At 37.0% G+C, this 20,298-nt stretch carries 21 protein-coding genes; 16 read left to right on the top strand and 5 right to left on the bottom strand.

What is annotated here, in order from left to right:
- The first annotated feature begins 81 nt into the window (after positions 1-81).
- The 9 genes from CRS_RS11290 to CRS_RS11250 all read left to right on the top strand — a co-directional run bounded on the left by CRS_RS11290 (position 82) and on the right by CRS_RS11250 (position 7,391).
- On the top strand, positions 82-750 hold the full coding sequence (locus CRS_RS11290; RefSeq protein ID WP_142724165.1) for an HAD family hydrolase: 669 nt from the start codon (positions 82-84) through the stop codon (positions 748-750).
- A gap of 8 nt (positions 751-758) precedes the next feature.
- Entirely contained in the window at positions 759-1,583 is an 825-nt protein-coding gene (locus tag CRS_RS11285; protein ID WP_142724164.1) for a phosphoribosyltransferase family protein, read from the top strand.
- Positions 1,573-2,130 (top strand): TerD family protein, encoded by a 558-nt coding sequence (locus CRS_RS11280; RefSeq protein WP_142724163.1) that lies wholly within the window; start codon positions 1,573-1,575, stop codon positions 2,128-2,130. Before CRS_RS11285 ends, CRS_RS11280 begins: the two co-directional genes overlap by 11 nt.
- A gap of 2 nt (positions 2,131-2,132) precedes the next feature.
- Positions 2,133-3,308 carry a toxic anion resistance protein gene (locus CRS_RS11275; RefSeq protein WP_172617042.1) on the top strand — a complete coding sequence of 392 codons (1,176 nt, stop codon included), beginning with the start codon at positions 2,133-2,135 and terminating at the stop codon, positions 3,306-3,308.
- A 16-nt stretch (positions 3,309-3,324) separates the two neighbouring features.
- Positions 3,325-4,272 (top strand): hypothetical protein, encoded by a 948-nt coding sequence (locus CRS_RS11270; protein WP_142724162.1) that lies wholly within the window; start codon positions 3,325-3,327, stop codon positions 4,270-4,272.
- Between the two features lie 35 nt (positions 4,273-4,307).
- A complete protein-coding gene (locus CRS_RS11265; RefSeq protein ID WP_142724161.1) occupies positions 4,308-4,916 on the top strand; it encodes a TerD family protein in 609 nt (202 codons plus the stop codon).
- A gap of 85 nt (positions 4,917-5,001) precedes the next feature.
- Complete coding sequence (locus tag CRS_RS11260; protein WP_142724160.1) at positions 5,002-6,048, top strand: TerC/Alx family metal homeostasis membrane protein; 1,047 nt, start codon at positions 5,002-5,004, stop codon at positions 6,046-6,048.
- 398 nt (positions 6,049-6,446) lie between these two features.
- On the top strand, positions 6,447-6,974 hold the full coding sequence (locus CRS_RS11255; RefSeq protein WP_142724159.1) for a TetR/AcrR family transcriptional regulator: 528 nt from the start codon (positions 6,447-6,449) through the stop codon (positions 6,972-6,974).
- Positions 6,975-6,977: 3 nt separating this feature from the next.
- On the top strand, positions 6,978-7,391 hold the full coding sequence (locus tag CRS_RS11250; RefSeq protein ID WP_142724158.1) for a nuclear transport factor 2 family protein: 414 nt from the start codon (positions 6,978-6,980) through the stop codon (positions 7,389-7,391).
- Between the two features lie 237 nt (positions 7,392-7,628).
- Here the strand turns inward: CRS_RS11250 and CRS_RS11245 are convergent, their stop codons facing one another.
- Positions 7,629-8,636, bottom strand: a complete 1,008-nt coding sequence (locus tag CRS_RS11245; RefSeq protein WP_142724157.1) for a catalase — start codon at positions 8,634-8,636, stop codon at positions 7,629-7,631.
- Between the two features lie 293 nt (positions 8,637-8,929).
- On the opposite strand from CRS_RS11245, the gene CRS_RS11240 reads away from it, so the two are divergent.
- The 5 genes from CRS_RS11240 (at position 8,930) to CRS_RS11220 (ending at position 12,840) form a co-directional block, all read left to right on the top strand.
- Positions 8,930-9,364 carry an FKBP-type peptidyl-prolyl cis-trans isomerase gene (locus tag CRS_RS11240; protein WP_052198510.1) on the top strand — a complete coding sequence of 145 codons (435 nt, stop codon included), beginning with the start codon at positions 8,930-8,932 and terminating at the stop codon, positions 9,362-9,364.
- A gap of 141 nt (positions 9,365-9,505) precedes the next feature.
- Positions 9,506-10,456: a hypothetical protein gene (locus CRS_RS11235; protein ID WP_142724156.1), complete on the top strand. Its 951-nt coding sequence runs from the start codon at positions 9,506-9,508 to the stop codon at positions 10,454-10,456.
- Positions 10,457-10,521: 65 nt separating this feature from the next.
- Positions 10,522-10,932, top strand: coding sequence for an Rrf2 family transcriptional regulator (locus CRS_RS11230; RefSeq protein WP_142724293.1), 411 nt, complete (start codon positions 10,522-10,524; stop codon positions 10,930-10,932).
- A gap of 60 nt (positions 10,933-10,992) precedes the next feature.
- Positions 10,993-11,646 carry an NAD(P)-dependent oxidoreductase gene (locus tag CRS_RS11225; protein ID WP_142724155.1) on the top strand — a complete coding sequence of 218 codons (654 nt, stop codon included), beginning with the start codon at positions 10,993-10,995 and terminating at the stop codon, positions 11,644-11,646.
- Between the two features lie 21 nt (positions 11,647-11,667).
- Complete coding sequence (locus CRS_RS11220; RefSeq protein ID WP_142724154.1) at positions 11,668-12,840, top strand: MBL fold metallo-hydrolase; 1,173 nt, start codon at positions 11,668-11,670, stop codon at positions 12,838-12,840.
- 298 nt (positions 12,841-13,138) lie between these two features.
- Here the strand turns inward: CRS_RS11220 and CRS_RS11215 are convergent, their stop codons facing one another.
- Entirely contained in the window at positions 13,139-14,167 is a 1,029-nt protein-coding gene (locus tag CRS_RS11215; protein WP_142724153.1) for a M23 family metallopeptidase, read from the bottom strand.
- Positions 14,168-14,392: 225 nt separating this feature from the next.
- Between CRS_RS11215 and CRS_RS11210 the strand changes: the two genes are divergently transcribed.
- Positions 14,393-15,433 (top strand): NAD(P)H-dependent glycerol-3-phosphate dehydrogenase, encoded by a 1,041-nt coding sequence (locus tag CRS_RS11210; RefSeq protein ID WP_142724152.1) that lies wholly within the window; start codon positions 14,393-14,395, stop codon positions 15,431-15,433.
- Positions 15,434-15,509: 76 nt separating this feature from the next.
- On the opposite strand, the gene CRS_RS11205 is transcribed toward CRS_RS11210, so the two are convergent.
- Genes CRS_RS11205 through CRS_RS11195 form a run of 3 tightly spaced genes read right to left on the bottom strand, consistent with a single transcriptional unit; the run spans position 15,510 to position 18,233 of the window.
- A complete protein-coding gene (locus CRS_RS11205) occupies positions 15,510-16,280 on the bottom strand; it encodes a hypothetical protein (protein WP_142724151.1) in 771 nt (256 codons plus the stop codon).
- 11 nt (positions 16,281-16,291) lie between these two features.
- Entirely contained in the window at positions 16,292-17,113 is an 822-nt protein-coding gene (locus CRS_RS11200; protein ID WP_142724150.1) for a hypothetical protein, read from the bottom strand.
- A 13-nt stretch (positions 17,114-17,126) separates the two neighbouring features.
- The gene (locus CRS_RS11195; RefSeq protein ID WP_142724149.1) at positions 17,127-18,233 is read right to left on the bottom strand and encodes a hypothetical protein; all 1,107 of its coding nucleotides are present in this window, start codon (positions 18,231-18,233) and stop codon (positions 17,127-17,129) included.
- A 512-nt stretch (positions 18,234-18,745) separates the two neighbouring features.
- Here CRS_RS11195 and mqo point away from each other — a divergent pair.
- Entirely contained in the window at positions 18,746-20,251 is a 1,506-nt protein-coding gene (mqo, locus tag CRS_RS11190; protein WP_142724148.1) for a malate dehydrogenase (quinone), read from the top strand.
- Positions 20,252-20,298 lie beyond the last annotated feature (47 nt).

Here is a 20,298-nt window from a genome sequence, read left to right as displayed (position 1 = left end):
GTATCGTAAACACTTTTTGATGATTAGAAAATTTTAAATCTTTTTCAAGAAGCTAAATAAAAACTTTTAACTTAAAATCTATTGAAAACAGATATCGACATTCATAACCACTGTCATTTTTCCTTTGACCTGTGGCTCACCTTAATCAAATCTCATCCTGAATTTAAAGCGAAAAGAGTTGAGCTGTTCTCCTCATTTTTTAATGTAGATAAACCTATAGAGGAGGTTGCGAAAACCGTAAAATATTATGATGATCTTTGCAATACTATTAATGAGGTGACAGGTGGGAATATTGATACTTTTGAAATTTATCTGATGATTCTCGGGGCTTTGAATATAGATGTGAAATCGTTGAATAAACAAAAACTTAATGAGTTTTACAGTAAAAGTGAAGAATTGTTTCTGGAATACAGTCCGGTTGTGATTTTCGAGAATATTCATGATATTTTTGAGGATATCAAAAATCAGGGAAAAACAATTAATATTCTGAGCAACACAGGATTTATCAAGGGAGAGACCATGAGAAAATTCCTGATTCATGAAAACCTGGATCAGTATATTGATTTCCACATTTATTCTGATGAAATTAACTGTTCCAAACCTAATCCGCTTATTTTTCAGGCGGTGAAGAATCATATTAAAGATCAGGATTTGCCACTGCATCAGGTTCTTCATATCGGAGACAATCCGATCGCCGATTATCAGGGAGCAAAAGACTTCGGTTTCAGCGCATATTTACTTAAACACTAAAAATAAACATGAATAAAAGATACAGCTTACACCACATTCATTCCGCAGATGAGTTTAGTTTCTCACCGGCGGAATACAGCTATTTCAAGTATGGCGATAAGTCGTATGCTGAAAAATTTGCAAGAGAATTATTCGACGGATTTATTTCCGAAAATGATGCGCTTTTAGAGACCGACAAAGAAATTGTAGTGCTTCCAAGCCCGTATATGGCTATTCCTACAGCGTCCAACTTTTTGTGCTTTTACTTTAAAAAACATCTGGATTTTTATCTGTTCCAGAAAGAAAAAAAATCCAGTATTTTATCTAAAATCAATCGTAACCATACGTATATCACAGATTATGGGAATCTTAATTTTGAAGATCGTAAGAATCTGATTGCCAATGATACTTATTATATTGATAAAGATTTTTTAAGAGGAAAACTTTGTATTTTTATAGACGATATAAAAATTACAGGAAGCCATGAATACACAGTGAACAGAATTCTGAATGAATATAAGGTGGAGGCAGACTTTATGTTCCTGTACTATGCAGAACTGATGAATTTTGAACTTGATCCTAAGATTGAAAATTTTTTTAATTACTACGCGGTAAGTAATGTTAACCATGTTGCAGAAGTGATGAACAAAGAAAGCTTTCAGTTCAATACGAGGATTGTAAAATATATTTTAGGCCTGGATTCAAGTAATTTTGATTATCTTACGTCTCAAGTAAAAAAAGAACAGATGGATCTGCTTTTGGAGCTGGCCATCAGCAACAATTATCATTTAATAAAAGAATATAAAAACAACATCAATACTTTAACACAAACGGAATTATATTATGGCTATTAACTTACAAAAAGGACAAAGAGAAAATATTAACGCACCTAAATTTACTGTAGGTTTAGGATGGGATATCAATAATACTTCTACAGGAACTGCTTTCGACCTTGATGCTTCTTTATTTTTGCTTGGAGAAGACAAAAAATTAGTTTCAGACAATCATTTCATTTTCTATAACAACCTTGAGTCTCCGGATAAATCAGTAATCCACACAGGAGATAACCTTACAGGAGAAGGAGCTGGAGATGATGAACAGATTAAAATTGATCTTACAAAAATTGATAACGCGATCAAGGAAATTACAGTAGTAGTAACAATTCACGAAGCAGATTCCAGAAAACAGAACTTTGGACAGGTGAGAAATTCTTTTATCAGAATTTTCAATACAGATACGAATGAAGAAATCTTAAAATATGAATTGGATGAAGATTTTTCAATCGAAACCGCAGTAGAATTCGGAAGAATCTACAACAGAAACGGAGAATGGAAATTTGAGGCTGTAGGGGCAGGACAGAGAGAAGGCCTTGAGAAATTTGTATCAATTTATCAGAAGTAATCATGGATAATCAGGAAAATCAACCCATAGATCCGCTAGGATCAATAGAACCTCTTAAAACCTTTGAACCTACACCAATGGTTCCTCCAGCTCCGGCTCAGCCTGTTCAGAATGCGGCGCCGGGAGTTCTTGTGGACAGAGAGGGAAATGTAAACCTGACTCAGCTGCAGTCAGAAGAACGTCAGAAATATGAAGTTCTTGCGAACTCCATTGACGAAGCCAATCCGGGTTCCATTGTGAATTTCGGGGCGGAACTTCAGAAAACGCTAACAAACCAGAGTGACAGTTTCCTGGGAAATGTAAGAAGATCAAATTCCGGAGAAGTAGGAGGGCTTATCAATGATCTTTTGGTAGAGCTTAATTATGTGGATGTAGATGAACTTAACGGAAATAAAGTGAAAAGCTTCCTGAGCAAATTGCCATTCATGAAAAAGGTGATGACTCAGGTGGAAAATTTATTTGCAAAATATGACAAGATCATCAACAATATCGAGCAGATTTCTTATAAGGTAAATGCAGGGATCATTACTTCTACAAAAGATAATGCCGTGCTTCAGACTATTTTTGAAAGCAATGTAAATTCTATCAAGCAGATTGAAGAGCTTGTCATTGCCGGTAATATCAGAATGGAAAGAGCCGCAGGTGAACTTGCTGTAATGGAGGCTAACCCTCAGAACTATCAGGATTATCAGATTGCTGATAAGAGAGATTTCATTGCAAGATTAGACAGAAGAATGGCTGACCTTAAAGTAGTGCGCGTGATCATGATGCAGTCACTTCCGCAGATCAGGCTGGTACAGAATAACAACGTTTCTATTGCTGAAAAAGCACAGACAATTCTTACCACTACACTTCCTGTCTGGAAAAACCAGCTTTCTCTTGCTGTAGCGATGTACAGACAGCAGCAGAATATTGAAATCCAGCAGAAAGTATCTTCCACTACAGAAGAAATCTTAAGAAAGAATGCAGAACGTCTTGGTCAGAATTCAGTGAATGTTGCCAGAGCAAACGAGCAGACTATCGTTTCTGTGGAAACATTGAAAGAAACTACATCGATGCTTATCAATACCCTGAATGAAGTGAAACAGATCCAAAAACAGGGAGCTGATAACAGAAGAAAACTGGATCAGGATCTTCAGACATTGGAGCATGAACTTAAAGCAAATGTCAGAGGTTAATTTATAGATTACTAAGGTGGGGGATGATGCAGCAACCATATTGTCGCAAAGCAAAAGAAGATTAACAAAGCTTAAGCTTCTCGCAAACTTTTTTGAACATATTGACATTATATCAATTTATATCAAAACAGATATTATCCACAATCTGTTCCAGGAGAATACGGCTTTGGATTATAATAAACTGGAACTTTTCCACCTGCAGTATACTGACAGCCTCATAGAGCTTCTTACCAAAATTAAAAAACAGAAGGAAAATGATATGCTGGCTGTCATTAATGAAATTGACGTCAACAACAAATATATTTCAGGTTTTGAAGAAAGGCGGGTAGACAGTTTTCAAACCGACAGGAAAATGTACAGCGGAGTATTTTCCCAACATCTGAAAACTTTATATAAGGATCTTACAGAAGATCGCTTTACTGCCAATTGGGATCATGTACTGTACTTTCATAAAAAATATGCCCAGGAATTTTACAGGACAGAGGCAGACGAAGCGTTGCTGAAACCCGATTCTTTCCCTGCATATCAGTATAAAGATTATTCCATTGAAAGGAAACTGTTGGGAAGACTTAATATACAGGGATTTAAAGTCCGTTTTGTATGTGGTTACCTGATCGGAACCCATGATTATGAGCTTTTCAGGATCTTTCAGTCTGATGATTATTTTATTTTCAGTGTGGATGAAAAGAAATTGTATCTTTTCGATAAAGAACTGGATAAGCTGGATGTTTCTGAAAATCAGTCTAATCAGAGTTCCATTATTGATCAGCTGAGAAATAAAAATGAACAGCTGGAACACAGTATGAACGAAAGAAAACGTACCCTGCCCAAAGAGGTAGAAGCTGTTTTGAAAGATTATATCAGAAACCTGGAAAATATAGACATTATGAGCAAAATATTTGACTTTGACGAAGAAACAAATATTCTGCGGGCAATGCTTAATTTAAATTTGAATAATAACTAAAGACAAAATAGTAAATAACAACTAAACATAAAAAGATGGCTATCAACTTACAAAAAGGTCAGAGAATCAACCTTAAAAAAGAAAATGGAGCTGAACTTTCCCAGGCTTGCGTAGGAATCAACTGGGGAGCAATTGAAAAGAAAGGATTTTTCGGAACTAAAAAAGAAGCAGTAGACTTAGATGGAAGCTGTATTTTATATGATTCAAACAAAAACGTTACTGAAGTAATCTATTTTGGAAATCTTAAATCAAAAAACGGATCTGTAAGACACAGTGGAGATGACCTTACCGGAGATGTAGACGGGGATGACGGATTAGATAATGAAGTGATTACAGTAGACTTCAGTAAACTGGAACCCAATGTGGAACATGTGGCGATGGTACTGAACAGCTACAGAGGTCAGGATTTCGGAACCATTCCTTTTGCTTCTATCCGTATCTATGAAGGAACACCTACCAATGTGAGAGAAGTTTTTGCAAAATATGATATTGCGAATGATGCCTCTTTCAAAGGACATGTTGCCATGGTAATGGGAGTTTTTTATAAGAGAAACGGGGAATGGAAATTCAATGCTATCGGAGATCCTACAGCAGACAGAAAGCTGGAGCAAACGATCCAGACAGTACAGATGAATTACTTATAGTCAGCTGTCAATCAGAAGATCAATAAAATAGCAATATTTGTACATTGTACATCTATTGCTTTTATCATATAATAACATAACTCAAGTGGAAAAACATCAAAGTATTTTAGAACTGCACCCTGGTCTGGTGTGGGGATTTGCGTTAACGGTCGTTATCATGCTGCTCCTGGACTTAGGGGTATTTAACAAAAAAAGCCATGAAGTGTCTTCCAAAGAAGCGACGATCTGGTCAATCGTGTGGATCTCACTTTCAATGGTGTTTTCAGGGGTCGTTTACTGGGTATTCAATACCGATGGAAGTCCTGAAAGCCATGCTCTGGCAGTAGAGAAATTTACACAGTATCAGGCGGCTTACTGGATTGAAAAAGCACTCTCTGTGGATAACTTATTTGTATTTATCCTGGTTTTCGGGTTTTTCAAAGTCCCTAAATATCTCCATCATAAGGTTCTTTTCTGGGGAATTATCGGAGCATTAATCTTCAGAGCTATATTTATCTTTGCGGGTGTAGGATTAATCAATCTGACTTATCTTCCTGAAATGAATATCTTCGGAGAGGCTGTGAAAATCAATGTTGTCATGACATTGTTCGGGTTGTTCCTTGTATATGCAGGGATCAAATCATGGGGTGATGGTGACGATGATGACGATGAAGATTATAGCAATACAGCAGGAGCAAGGCTGATCAAGAGTTTCTGGAAAGTTTCCGATAACTATGATGGAGATAAATTCTTCACCATTCAGAATGGAATCAAAATGGCGACTCCTCTTTTAGTAGTAGTAGGTGTTATTGAATTTACAGACGTTCTTTTCGCGGTAGATTCTATTCCTGCGATATTTGCGATCTCCAATGACCCGTTTATCCTTTATACATCAAATATCTTTGCTATTTTAGGATTAAGATCATTATATTTCCTGCTAGCGAATTTTATTCACATGTTCAGCAAACTTCCATACGGATTGGCGATTATCCTTTCGTTTATTGGTGTTAAAATGCTGATTGCACCGTGGATCCATATTCCGTCTCCGGTTTCATTGGGAATCGTAGGAGGTGTACTGGTGATCTCTGTTCTTTTATCTATCATTTTCCCTGAAAAGGAAGAAGAGAAGAAAAAAGAACTGGAAGAAAAATAATTACATTTAAAATAAAATAAAAGCCTCCGGAATATAATTCCGGAGGTTTTTTGTTTGTTGTTGGAAAAACGCAAAAGCGCTAAAGATTAATATTAATAGTGTTTTTAAGGCGCAAGAAAATCAAAGATTTTCAGCAATGTTGAATTTTAAAACGAAGAGAATTGAAACTTCATAGATTTTCGGCAAGGAGCTTTATAAATTATTTATATTATTCATAAGCATATTGTTAGCAGTGTTAAATTTTATCGGAGATAAAATCCTTGCGTCCTTAATATGCTTTAACAATAAATTAGCGTCTTTGTGTTTTTCCAAATCAAAAAATTACTTTCAAAATAAAACAGACAGATCAGTCTGTTCATTATTTTTTTTCATATATTTGTTCCATAAAAGAAAGCAATATGAAATCTCCAAAAGAAAGAATCATAGAAACCACCTTTCAATTGTTTACCAGACAAGGATATAATTCCACCGGAATTAACCAGATTATTTCTGAGGCAGAAGTTGCCAGAGCCAGCTTTTACCAGTATTTTAAATCCAAAGAAGATTTGTGTGTAGAATTTCTGAAGGTGAGACATGAATATTGGTTCAAGGAACTCAATAGCTTTTTAGAAAAAGAAAAAGATTCAAAATCTAAAATTATCAAAACTTTCGATTTCTTAGTCTATATGAACGGGAAAGAAAACTTCAGAGGCTGTAGCTTTTTGAATATTCTATCGGAGATACCAATGGATAATACTAAGATTTTGAGTGTTATTCAATCCCATAAAGCAGATCTCAGAAACTTCTTTTCAGAATTGGTGAGTGATGATGAACTTTCTGATCATATCTATATGCTTTTTGAAAGCAGTATCATAGAAAGCCAGCTTTTCAAATCCAATGAATTGATTGAAAAATCAAAAAAATTAGTTACCAATTTAATACAATAAGTTATGGAACAGAAACATCCGCTTCCGCCTTTCACTCTTGAAACGGCACTGGAAAAAATCCAACTGGCAGAAGATGCCTGGAACAGTCAGGATCCTGAAAAGGTTTCCAAAGCATATACCATCAACAGTGAATGGAGAAACAGAGATTCATTTGTAAATGGGAGAGAGGAAATAGTAGTATTTCTTCAAAAAAAATGGGAAAGAGAACTTAATTATAAGCTTAAGAAAGAATATTGGGCACATACAGATAACCGTATTGCCGTTCGTTTTGAATATGAGTACCAGACTAAGGAAGGAAACTGGTTCAGGGCATACGGAAACGAAAACTGGGAGTTTGATGAAAATGGATTGATGGCTAAGAGATATGCAAGCATCAATGATCTGGCTATAAAAGAAGAAGACCGGAAGTTTAGATAAAATAGAGCGAGCTGTCTCAAAAGTGTCATTCTGAGCACAGACTGAAAGTCTGAGAACGCAGTTGATAAATGTAGTGAAGAATCTCATGTATTTATTAATGAGATTCTTCCTTCGTCAGAAATCTAAGATTCTGCGTAGTCAATGGTATAGACCAAATTATTTGATTTTTCAGACAGCCTATTTTATTTGAATAAAATCTTTATCGCTTCATTCAAAAATTCATCACTCATCATTATTTTAACTGTTTTTCCCATGCAGTAACTTATTAATTTTCCTCCTTGTCTGGACAGATACTCTGTAAGCTTCATCGCGCAGTTTCTGTATTTTTCCTACCGGCTGAAAAAATATTTTACTTTCAAATGGATTGAATGAAAGAAGCTCAGTTGTGCAATCACGGGAGTCTAACAGGGAATCTTTATTTATTCTTACCTCGCCAATTTTGATAAATGGAGTATTTTTCCATTCAACATTCAGTTTGTTGATAGGTTGATCTTTAAGCTTATAACAAATCTGTATCAAAACATCTGCAGTAAAATCCTGTGCCTGCAGATAATTTTGCAGTGAATCTTTCATTTTTTGTTTTCTGCCAGTATTTTTATCAACAGATTGAGGGCATAATTTTATTTTAATCATCTGATCTCCCAGGCGGTATGCTCCTATTGAATAGTAATCAAACGAAAGAATAAAATCATTTCTTTTCCTGAAAAGTCTGATCGTGTGACGGATCATGTCACCCGTTAATAATGATGGAATCATTTTGATCACTTGAAAAAGCAACGGAAACAGGCTGCTCCATTTTTTTATATAAAATTTATTAACAGCAGTAAACAGCTTTAAAAAAGTGGAAACAGAATTGACAGGAAATAATGGAAAATTGACCAATGGATAATTAGCAAGCAGTAATCCTTTTTCGTCCCTGATCTGCACTGCAAAACCGTAAGCAGGAATATCTTTTTTTGAATTTTGAATTTTGAGCTGAGCATTGGAAAATCTTATGATCAGGTCAAACTTGTCTTTATCAAAAAAAGGTTGAAGAGATTCTGGGATATCAGGTTCAATCCATAATGTACCCTCTGCTGCCGCATAGGTTTTAGCATGAGCGTTCCTGGTAGCATAATTGACGTCACTGATGGAAGAGGACTGTTCAACAAAATCCGCTATTGTTTTTTTATTGATTGCCAGAAGCTTTTTTTCCTCTTCATTCAGTTCATCAAACTTCTTATTATATTTTAATGGATTTGGCATTTAGTTTTTAAATCCAATTATAACGCCAAGTTTCGGAATCTGTGTTAAGAATATATTACAATTATTTGAATTCTTGAGTAAGACAGAGGATGGAAGCTGGATGTTGCAACTTACTAAACCTGCTATTTTATAAATTAATATGTTAAATTTTTGATTATTAGCTGTTTAGTTGTTTTAGGTTATGAATGAATATTTAAAAGCAGGATGCAATATCATAATGTTTTGATTCTGGATTTCCATCTTCACGCCATCACCCAACACTAAAAAGCCTTATCTTTGTAAAAAATTATCATATGGGAGTAGCAGATATGTTATTTAAACGTAAAAAAGAATTGGCAGAAAAGAACCTGAAAGATGGTAAAGAATATATGGAAGAGTACGGTAAAAGAGAAAGCGTTGTGCAGTTACCAAGCGGCTTGCAGTATGAAATCATCACAGAGGGTGACGGCCCAAAGCCAGGACCGAAATCTACGGTAAAATGCCATTACCACGGAACAACTATTTCCGGAAAAGTATTCGACAGTTCTGTAAAAAGAGGAACCCCTGCATCTTTCCCTTTAAACAGGGTGATTTCAGGATGGACGGAAGCTCTTCAGTTGATGCCTGTCGGAAGTAAGTGGAGACTGATTATCCCTCCGCATCTGGCGTATGGAGATCAGGAAATCAGCAAGGAGATCGGGCCAAACAGTACACTTGTTTTTGAAGTTGAATTGCTGGATATTAAATAATCCTTCTTAAAAATACATTAAAAATTTACCTGATTTCAGGTAAATTTTTTTATTTGTATTATATTCGTATGGATGAATTGTAAATGAGGAAGAATCAAGAAATGAGCTTACAATACATCCGGCAACACAAAATATGACTGCATGAAAAAACTTTTTTACCTTTTTGCTATTGCGGGCTTACTGGTATCCTGTGTTTCTAAAAAGAATCAGGCTATTCAGCAGAATATTCTTACCCTGAAAGACAGCTATTGTAAGGCGCCTTTTAAATACAATTATAACAATAAGCTTCCATCTTATAACTCAGACTCCATTTTAACAGCCAATAAAGATCTCAAAGGGATGTTTACCGATCAGAGTATATTAATTTTAAATGCACTCAATAATCTGGATGATGTTCATCAAATTATAGAGCTTAAAAAAGATTCTTCCCTGACCTCACAGGTGAAGATATTACAGCTTAAAACAAAAATCAACAGCAGGATTACCATTGCTCTGACAGAGCTTGATGCTGTGGCTGCAGAATTCGACTGTGAGGGAGAAAGGGTGGCACAGATCGGAAATTATGTGGATAATCTGAATTCCTCGAGAAATAATAAGCTGATTTTGTATTCTATCATTGCCGGAGCAGCTTCTTCTATTGCCGGAGGAATTGTAAAAAGCGATGGATGGGATAATGCAATAGGAATTGGTGGAGGTATCTTGGGGGCAGGTTTTGGTTTGGCGACCCTTAACCCCAAAGGAAAAAAAGTGGAGTTCATCCACCAGAGAAACCTTTTAAGAGACATCTGGAAAGAAAAACTGGAGTCTCCCAACTTTCCTCCTTTTATCTGGTATATGTATACCGAGAAAAAATTTTCCAACAGGGAAGAACATTCCATCATCGGAAATATGAAGATGAGATGGCTCCACTATCAGTTTGATGACAATAAAGAAGTGGCAGATAAGTCGGTGATTTTCAGTGATGGGGGATATTACAGGGCAGATGATCTTCATAACCGTGCAGCCATGCTTAATCAGATGCAGTCGGCCACACGTACCATCAATCAGAACATTAATTATCTGCTGCTGGATCTGGATAAATTAATCCTTTAAGAAAAATTTAACTGTAATAAATTTTGTTACATTTAAAAAATGCTTATCTTTGCCATGTAATTACAATGAACAATACAAGATTTGCTACGGCAGTACATATAATGACATTACTGGCAAAGAGTCCTCAGGAGTGGCTCACTTCTGACTGGATAGCCGGTAGTATCAATGTGAATCCGGTGATTATCCGAAAGGAGATCAGCGTATTGAGAGAAGCAGGTCTGATTATCAGCAGACAGGGAAAAGAAGGAGGAAGTCAGCTTGCAAAAAATGCTGATACGGTCACAATTTCTGAGATCTATAAGGCAGTAAAAAATACAGAAGTATTAGGAAAGAAAAATCAGAATCCCAATCCGGCGTGCAGTGTAGGAAAGGAGATCAATAATCATTTAAATACATTATTTCAGGAAACAGATCAATTGGTTATCAATTTTTTAGGAGACAAGTCATTACAGGAATTCACTGACCAGTTTGAATAAAAATTTTTTAACCTTAAATGTAACAAAAATTATTACAATTTAATTTAAAAATAAAACATTATGAAAAAAGTAGCAGTAATCGGTGCAACCGGTTTTGTAGGAACACACGTAGTAACAGAGTTAGCAGACAGAGGATATGCAGTGGAGGCACTGGTAAGAGATGCATCGAAGGTGAAAGCACAGGAAAATGTAACCGCTAAAAGTGTTGATGTAAATAATGTAGATGAGCTAGCGGAAGCATTAAAAGGAAGTGATGCGGTCATCAGTACATTCAATGCCGGATGGACAAACCCTAATCTTTACAATGATTTCTTAAACGGTTCTGAAAACATTGAAAAAGCAGTAGAAAAGTCAGGGGTGAAAAGACTGATTGTAGTAGGAGGAGCAGGAAGCCTTTACACACCGGATCATGTACAGATTGTAGATACTCCGGACTTCCCTGAAGCTTACAAGCCCGGTGCAACAGCAGCAAGAGATTACTTAAACAAAATCAAAGAAAATAACTCTTTGGATTGGACATTCTTCAGCCCTGCTATAGAAATGAATCAGGCGAATGTAGGAGAAAGAACGGGAAAATACAGAACTTCACTGGAAACTCCGGTATTTGATGAAAACGGAAGAAGCCGACTGTCTGTAGAAGATGTAGCGGTAGTTCTAGTAGATGAACTGGAGCAGAACAATCACATCCGTGAACGTTTTACCGCAGCTTACTAACATAAACATAAAAGAACAGAAATGATACAAAAGAAATTATGGTCGGTGTTGGCACTGCTGGGCTTTATCAGTATATTGGCCGGAAATCTGAAAGTAAAAGTATATAATCCAGGGAGCAAAGCTATTTTCCCAATTACTTCCACCATTATTTATGGGGATAAAGATGCCATTTTGATAGATGCTCAGTTCCAGAAGCAATATGCAGAACAGCTGGTTAAAGAAATAAAAGCAATAGGAAAGAACCTGAAAACGGTTTTCATTTCTCATAGTGATCCGGATTTTTATTTTGGATTGGATGTTATAAAGAAGGCTTTCCCCAATGTTAAAATTATTTCAACCGCACAGACTGCTTACCTGATATCAGCCTCAAAAGATGATAAAATGGGAGTATGGAAACCGCAGCTGAAGGCAGATGCTCCGTCAGAAATTATAGTTCCTGAGGCAGCTGCTTCAATTCCTGATCTTGAAGGAAATAAAATTGAGATCAGACAGAATCAGGAAGATCCGGCACATAGTTTTCTTTGGATTCCTTCCATTAAAACCATTGCAGGTGGTATTTCAGTTTCTGTAGACTCACATCTCTGGATGGCTGACACTCAGAATGTGAAAGCAATTGATCAGTGGATAGGGCAGATTGACGCCATGAAGGCATTGAATCCGGCGCAGGTGATTCCTTCCCATTTTGCAAAGCTATCAACAACTCCGCAGTCTCTTGATTTTGTGAAAAGCTATTTGGAAAATTATAGAAAGGCAGTGACAGAGAATAAAACTTTATCCTCCATTGTAGATTTTATGGTTAAGAAATATCCTGATCTGCCGGGAAAAGAAGAACTGGAGATGGGAGTGAAGGTTTTCCTTAAGGAAATGGATTGGGATTTAAAATCACCATATCCGGCAATTGGCCGCAAAGTTGAGGTGGATTTTGGAGCGGTAAAATTTGTTCTTGATTTTAAAGATAATAAAACAATGACATTTACCGGAACAGCAGGAAACTCAAAAAACAGTACAGATACTGTAGAATATACTGCAGTAGAAGTGGCAAAAAATGTTTTTATGGTATACTGGCATGAGCCTCATCTTGGCTTCAATGTAACCCATATTCAGGATTATAATAAAAATATTATCTATTCAAATATTGCCGCTCCGGATGGTACATTCACCCATCCAACAGGAACGCTTAAAATCTTAAAATAAAAAAACAGCTGCCAATGCAGCTGTTTTTTTATATCATAAGAATTAACAGTCAAAATATCCTCAAAGCTTCGTTAAATCAGCTTGCTGATTCCATTAGAATCAAAAGAAGAATAATTAAGAACTTTGCATTAAAATAATCTCTCGCAGATATTACAGATTCTGCAGATGTATAATTATGAGAATTATTTTCGTGATATTGGTGAAATTATTAGTGTTCTTGGTGTTTAAAAAGAATCCATTACATGAATTTTCCACCTCTTGAAGCTAAAAAACTGCCTCTCATGAGACAGTTTTCTTTTTATAGATTCATAAACAATTTCGGGTTTACCGGAGTATTGTTTTTGTGTACTTCATAATGAAGATGAGGTCCTGTAGAACGTCCGGAATTTCCGGATTTGGCAATCACCTGACCTACCTTTACTTTATCGTTCACTTTAGATATAAGTTCGGATAAATGCCCATATAACGTCGCCAGCCCGTTTCCGTGAGAAACAATCACACAGTTTCCATAGCCGCCTTTCTGTCCTGAGAAAATAACGGTTCCGGCAGCGGCAGCTCTAACATCAGATCCATAGGCAACAGCAATGTCCAGTCCTTTATGAAACTGCATCTGATCAGCTTCAGCAGGTGGATTATTTTTTTCAGCAACACCCGTTTTGACTGTAGCCGTTCCGGCTGCCGTTTTTGTTGTTGCAGGAGCAGAGGAGGTTGCTACAGGGGCAGCTTTTGGGGTAACCATCACCTTCACTTCTCTCTTATTTCCATAGCTGTCCGTAAGTTCAATGGTTTTTTCAACAGGTTCTGCTTTTGCTTCAGGCTTTGGTGCTGCAGCAACGGTGGATTTTGCTTCTGTTGGTATATTTGTTTTAACCGATGCGAAAACAGTTTTGAATGGAATAGGATTTTTTCTCACTCCAAAATTAGAGGAAATATATCCGTCTGTAGGCATGCCTAACGGTACCTGCATCAGCTTTTTCTGAAGATCCATCAGATACTGGCTGTACCGGTTGGCTTGTTTGGAAAGATAAATGGAATTCGAAATACTGTCCTGGCTAAGCATTATCAGCTTTTCACTCGGAACGTCTTTAGATTTCAGGAAGGAGTTGAGCTGGGCAACGGTCTGATCCACCAGAGTAAGATCAGTTTTCATTTTTAAATAATCTACACTGTCTTTTTCAGTGTTTATTTTTACAAGGTTGACTTCGTAGGTTTTGTCATCTCTTTCAGAAAAGAGCTTCGCAATGAATACACCCTGTGCAAAAACTACTAGTAAAAGTCCCCCCAGGAGAATGTTTACGTTCTTCTTGCTGTTTAGAAATTTTTTCATATTTCTTCTCTTAGTAAATTTAAAACGGTTTTGAAGCTGCAAATTTAATTAAAAATAGTCTTTGTGGATTATTTTTAATTAAAATTCACTTTTTTCTGTATTTAACGTTTAAATAGCTATTTAATTGCGCAGGTATGTTAATTTTTTCAGAAAATGGCTTTTATCATAGTTTCAAAGCCTCCTTTACGTCTTTGTTTTAATATCTTTGCAGTTCACATTCCAATTATGGCTAAAAAGAAAATTATTTCAGAATCTTCGAATCCAAAAAAGAATAAAAAGGATATTTCTGTAGGAGTTGTAGGAAGCGGAAGTTTTGCAACCGCTATCGTAAAAATGCTTGTTGAAAACTGTAAAGTAGTACACTGGTGTGTCAGAAATGAATTTGTAAAAGGAGCTATTGAGCTTCGGGGGCATAATCCGACTTATCTTACCGCCGCACATTTCAATCTTAAAAGTTTAAAACTGACAACGGACATTAATGAACTGGTTTCTGCCTGTGATGTTATTGTTCTGGCAACGCCATCTATCTATCTTTCTGATACGCTGGAGAAGATGACCTGTGATTATTCAGATAAGATTTTTATCTCCGCAATTAAAGGTATTATCCCTAAAGTCAACGATGTGGTGGCCCATTATCTTCGTGATGAATTTAAAATCGGTTTCAGGAATCAGGCAGTGATTGCAGGTCCCTGTCATGCGGAAGAGGTTGCTATGGAAAGACTTTCTTATCTTACCATTGCAGCAGTGGAAGATGAAACTGCCGAAAAGCTTGAAGGAATTTTCAGTTCAGACTTTATTAAAGTACATACAAGCAAAGATATTTTAGGAAACGAATACAGTGCTATTCTTAAGAATATTTTTGCGATCGGAGCGGGTATAGCAAGTGGTTTAGGCTATGGGGATAACTTTACAGCTGTTTTTGTTTCCAATGCGATCCGTGAAATGGAAACCTTCCTGGAAGCCATCTACGAAGCACCCAGAGATGTGAATGAAAGCGCTTACCTTGGTGATCTCCTGGTAACAGCCTATTCGCTTTTCTCAAGAAACAGAAACCTGGGAAATCTTATCGGTAAAGGATATACTGTGAAATCAGCCATTCAGTCTATGAATATGGTGGCAGAGGGATACTATGCTGCCGATTCTATTTATAAGACAGCAAAACAGAAAAATCTTAAGCTGCCGATTATCGATACAGTCTATGCTATCCTTTATGAAGGTAAAAATGCTGAAAAACAATTTAAAAAGCTGACAGCAAAACTGAATTAAAAAAAACAGGACCTTAGAATTAAAGTCCCGTTAACTGTAAATAATTGAACTTAAGCATTCTTATGCTTAAGTTTTTTTATTGGCTCATCTTGGTAATGACAAGTGTTAGTGATGATCTTACGTTCAAATTGCTGGCTGTAAAGCCGTTTCCTGTATCAAATTCAAATTTCTGTCGAATGGTAGTTGGAGAAGTCAATGTTAAAAAATAACTTCCCTGAAAGAATGTAAAAGAACTTGACAGCTGGCACATTCTGTTGGTTTCCGTAATAGCTGTGCTGGTAGCAGAATTTATCAGATAAGAGCGTGTACAGGTAAAATTTTGACCAAGATATTGGGTATTGGCTGTTCCGTTATTGTTATTGGCGTTGCTGGAGTCTACAGAATACCGTACAATATAAGTTCCTGCCGGTAATGTTATGGTAGAATTGTCAGTGCCCAGGGAAGCTCCTGTAATTTTATTGGAAGTTACGGCAAAGTTTCCTAAGGTATTATTGGTGCTTCCGGTAGGGATCAGGATCCCCGGGCTAATGAGAAGAGACATTGCCTGCGGTTCAGAACCGGAAACAATAATACGTTGCCATTGGTTTCTGATCCATATATAATATCCTTTCGGAAAAGCAGAAGCCCCTCCGCTGTTGTAAATAATGAGCCCATCTGCTGGGTTTGCTACAGGAGTTGAAGTGCTATTCAGGACCAGAAGGTCATATTGCGGAAAAAGAACTCCTTTGTTGGATGAGTTGATGTCCAGTACACTGCTGGCATTCGGGGTGTTTGTGTTGATACCAACCTGAGCATTCGTGAGAATACTGAAAAGTACCATACAACTGATATAAATTGATGTTTTCATTGTGCAATTGATTATTGATTAAGGGCTGATCTCTGAATGTCAACTTTGGCATTGGTAATGATAATCTCACCGTTATTGGGAGTTGTTCCGCCGGCTCCATTCTGATAAGTACCTCCTGCATCATGTGCAATGGCGGGAACTAAAAGGATAGGGGATACCGAAGTCGTCACAAAAGAAAAACTCATATTCAGGGTATGGGTTTTATTGCTGGCAATCGATTGGCTATTGATACTGATTGTTTTGCCATACTGTGTTCCGCTTACAGGGTCTATAAGTTTGACAAGATACTGGTGTAAATGAACGGAAGTCCCTCCGATTCCTGCTGTTGCACTTTCAAGAGCCGTTCTGATATTCAGACAGACATTTACGAGGTAGCCGCTGTTCCCTGGCAGAGTAATGACTCCTGTAGAAGTATTGTATAGAGCTCCGATATCATTAGACACCACAGTAAAAGCAGCGTCATTGAAATTCTTGTATATACCATTATTGAAACCTCCTAATACAGCATAATCAGAGGTACGCTGAAGCATCATGTAACTTACCAGATTATAAGTATCAGACAACTGGGTCCACCTGCTGTTTTTCCAGATGTAAAGACCAGGACTTATAGAATTACCTTTATTATATACAACCAGTCCTTCTGCCGGATTATTTACCGGTGAGGTATTACTAAGAATATCTACAATATCTACTCTTGGAAGAAGTACTCCCTTATTGGTTGTAGAGGCCACATCCAGAACAGCCGAACTGTTCACTGTGGATTTTCCAATCGCAACTTGTGCATATGTGATCTGTACTATAATCAATAATAGCAGAATATAACTTTTTTTCATGTGTGAATTTTTTTTAAAGCTGAGAGATTTTAATATAAGATCCATTGGCAATGATATTCACCAGATCGTAGAATGTGCTGTTCTGCATTCTTCCAAGATTGAGTCTTAGACCTCCGATAATATTGGCATTGACATTGGGAGGAACAGTATAATAATAGGACCATGTGGCAAGATGGTTGGTATTAATCTTAGAAACAATAGGGACTTCTTTCCTTGTTGCACTTCCTCCGGTAAATGTATTAGTGGTATTATTATAGGTATCACTGATGAAGTCTATAAAATATCCCATCAGGTAATAAGAACTTCCTGAAAATGGGGCTGTTCCACCCTGTCCGGCAGGGTTTTCCTGAGGTGAATTTAGATTCAGATTGACTTCTACAAGATAATTTCCCTGTGGAAGGATCAGTGAATAGCCTCCTGAAACCGTGTTTGGAACCACTTTAAAACCACTGATGTTTGACACCCCGGAAATCGCCGGAGGATTTACAATCAGAACATTGCTGGCGCCCGCTACAGCATTGTCCAGAGCAGACAAAGATCCTGTAAAATCAAGATAGGCAACTTTTGGTGTATTTTGGGTATCAATTGTGCTTTGCCAAGTGCTTGTGGTGCCATTGAAAAAATGCAGGGCTTTGTTATTGCTGTTAGTTCCGCCATTAAATCCAATCAGTCCATTGGCAGGAGAGGCAACAGGGGTGGTGGTGCTGTTCAGATTGGAAATATTCAGATTAGGGAATAACAAGCCTTTATTCCCTCCTGAAACTGTTACCGAAGGAGATGTTGTATAGCCACTGCCTCCGTTATTGACGGTGATACCTGTAACCTGACCGTTGGAAATAACCGCTGTAGCACGTGCTTTTGAACCGCCGTTTACAACAGGTCCTCCGCCATAAAAATTGATTGTTGGAGGTGAGGTATATCCACTGCCTCCGTTGGTGATGGTAATACCGGTAACTGCTCCCCCTGAAATGGCAGCTGTGGCTGTGGCCGGGATTCCATTGAAGTTCTCAATGTGCAGAATAGCACTCGGGTCCGGGGTGGACGTGTTGATTCCTACACTTCCGCTTTGGGCAAATGCCACTGTTGCGAACAGTGTGCTCACGAAATTAATAATTTTCATCTTTAGTATGTTTACGAAATAATTTAATTAAATACCTGTGGAATTATGTATTAATTTAATTGAAAGTTACATAGAAAAAACTATTATTTTATATGTATTGTATAGAAATTTATCTATAAAATTACATATTTATCAATTAAAAGTGATTTTTAATGTTGTTTATATAATTGTTTTTCACTTTTTGTTGATAAAGTATAGTTGCGTAAAAGGTTATGATGGCTGTATTTATTATAGTGAACTTAAATAAACTTAAAATTTTTGTTAAATAAGCGGCTGTGAAAATAGCTTAATTATTTACCATCCAGTGAATTAAAAAATATAAAATTTAACTATTTCCTTAAAAATAATTTTTACATTATCAATCATTTCAATGATGCTTTATTGAAATTTTCCATTGTTTTTTGTTGTGTACTTAAGAAGTGTTTTCGAGGCAAAAAATAACGTGTTAAAATCGTTAAACGCGTTCCGCTTTTTAAAACTTTTCCCGAAATTTGAAGTAAAATTTAAAAATTATGTCACAATCGCTTACAAGCAGAACACCGAAACCTAAATACGACGTTGTACTGATAGGCGGCGGAATTATGAGTGCCACTTTAGCAACGCTGCTTCATGAATTTGATCCCCATCTTGAAATCGCAATTTTTGAAAGACTGGGAAGGTTTGCCAAAGAAAGTACTGCAGCATGGAACAACGCCGGAACAGGGCACTCCGCTTTTTGTGAGCTCAATTATACTCCCGAAAAACCTGACGGATCTATTGATATTACCAAAGCAGAAAGCATCGCAGAACAGTTTGAAATTTCAAAACAATTCTGGGCTTATCTGATTACCAAAGGATATATCCATCAGCCAAAAGAATTTATCAATTCATGCCCTCATATGAGCCTGGTATTTGGAGAAAGAGATGCAGAATATCTTAAAAAACGCCATGATAAGATGGCAGAATCTGTTCTTTTCTCAGGAATGGAATTTTCTACAGATCATGATACACTGAGAGAATGGATTCCATTGGTAATGAGCAAAAGAAACCAGTCTGAAGTAATGGCTGCTACGAAGATGGATATGGGGACGGATGTAAACTTTGGGACGCTGACCCGAAAAATGGGACGACACCTGCTGGAAGATTCCAATGTAGAGGTTTTCTTATACCATGAAGTAAAGGATATTGATGCAAGAGAAAATGGGAAATGGGAAATGAAAGTAAAAGACAGAATCAACAGCCACAAACAGGAGGTAGTTGCTGATTTTGTATTCATTGGTGCCGGAGGATATGCGCTTCCATTGCTGGACAGTTCAGATATTAAAGAAAGTGAAGGATACGGAGGTTTTCCGGTTTCCGGACAGTGGCTGGTAAGTCATAATCAGGAATTGGTAGAAAAGCACCAGGCTAAAGTGTATACTCAAGCCACGGTGGATGCTCCTCCAATGTCTGTTCCACACCTTGATCTAAGGATTATTGACGGGAAAAAAGCTCTTCTTTTCGGACCTTTTGCAGGGTTCTCAACCAAATTCCTAAAGGAAGGAAGTTATCTGGATCTTCCTGAAAGTGTAAACACCAAAAATTTAAGATCGCTTTTCGGAGCCTGGTGGCATAATATTCCTCTGACAAAATATCTTATCCAGCAGGTAGCAATGACAAAGTCGCAGAGAATGCAGCACTTGAGAGAGTTTATTAAAGATGCCAAAGAAGAAGACTGGGAACTGAAAGTAGCAGGACAGAGAGTTCAGATTATTAAAAAAGATGAAAAAGAAGGAGGTAAGCTGGAATTCGGAACAGAAGTGGTGGTGAATAAAAACGGAACAATTGCTTCTCTGTTGGGTGCTTCACCAGGTGCTTCTACAGCAGTATATGCTATGCTGAACGTACTGGAAAAATGCTTCCCGGAAAAACTTCATGGTGAATGGAAAGAGAAGCTGCTTGAGATGGTTCCTTCTTATGGACAAAAACTCGCAGAAAATCCTGAACTGACCAATACAGTAAGAAATTATACAAAAGAAAAATTAGAATTAGAATATTAACATCAGTCATGAGCAATGAGTAGTAGCTTCTATTACTCATTACTCAT

The sequence above is a fragment of the Chryseobacterium sp. ON_d1 genome, assembly GCF_006829085.1.
In the GTDB taxonomy this organism is placed as follows: domain Bacteria; phylum Bacteroidota; class Bacteroidia; order Flavobacteriales; family Weeksellaceae; genus Chryseobacterium.
This window is presented reverse-complemented; position numbering and strand designations above follow the sequence as displayed.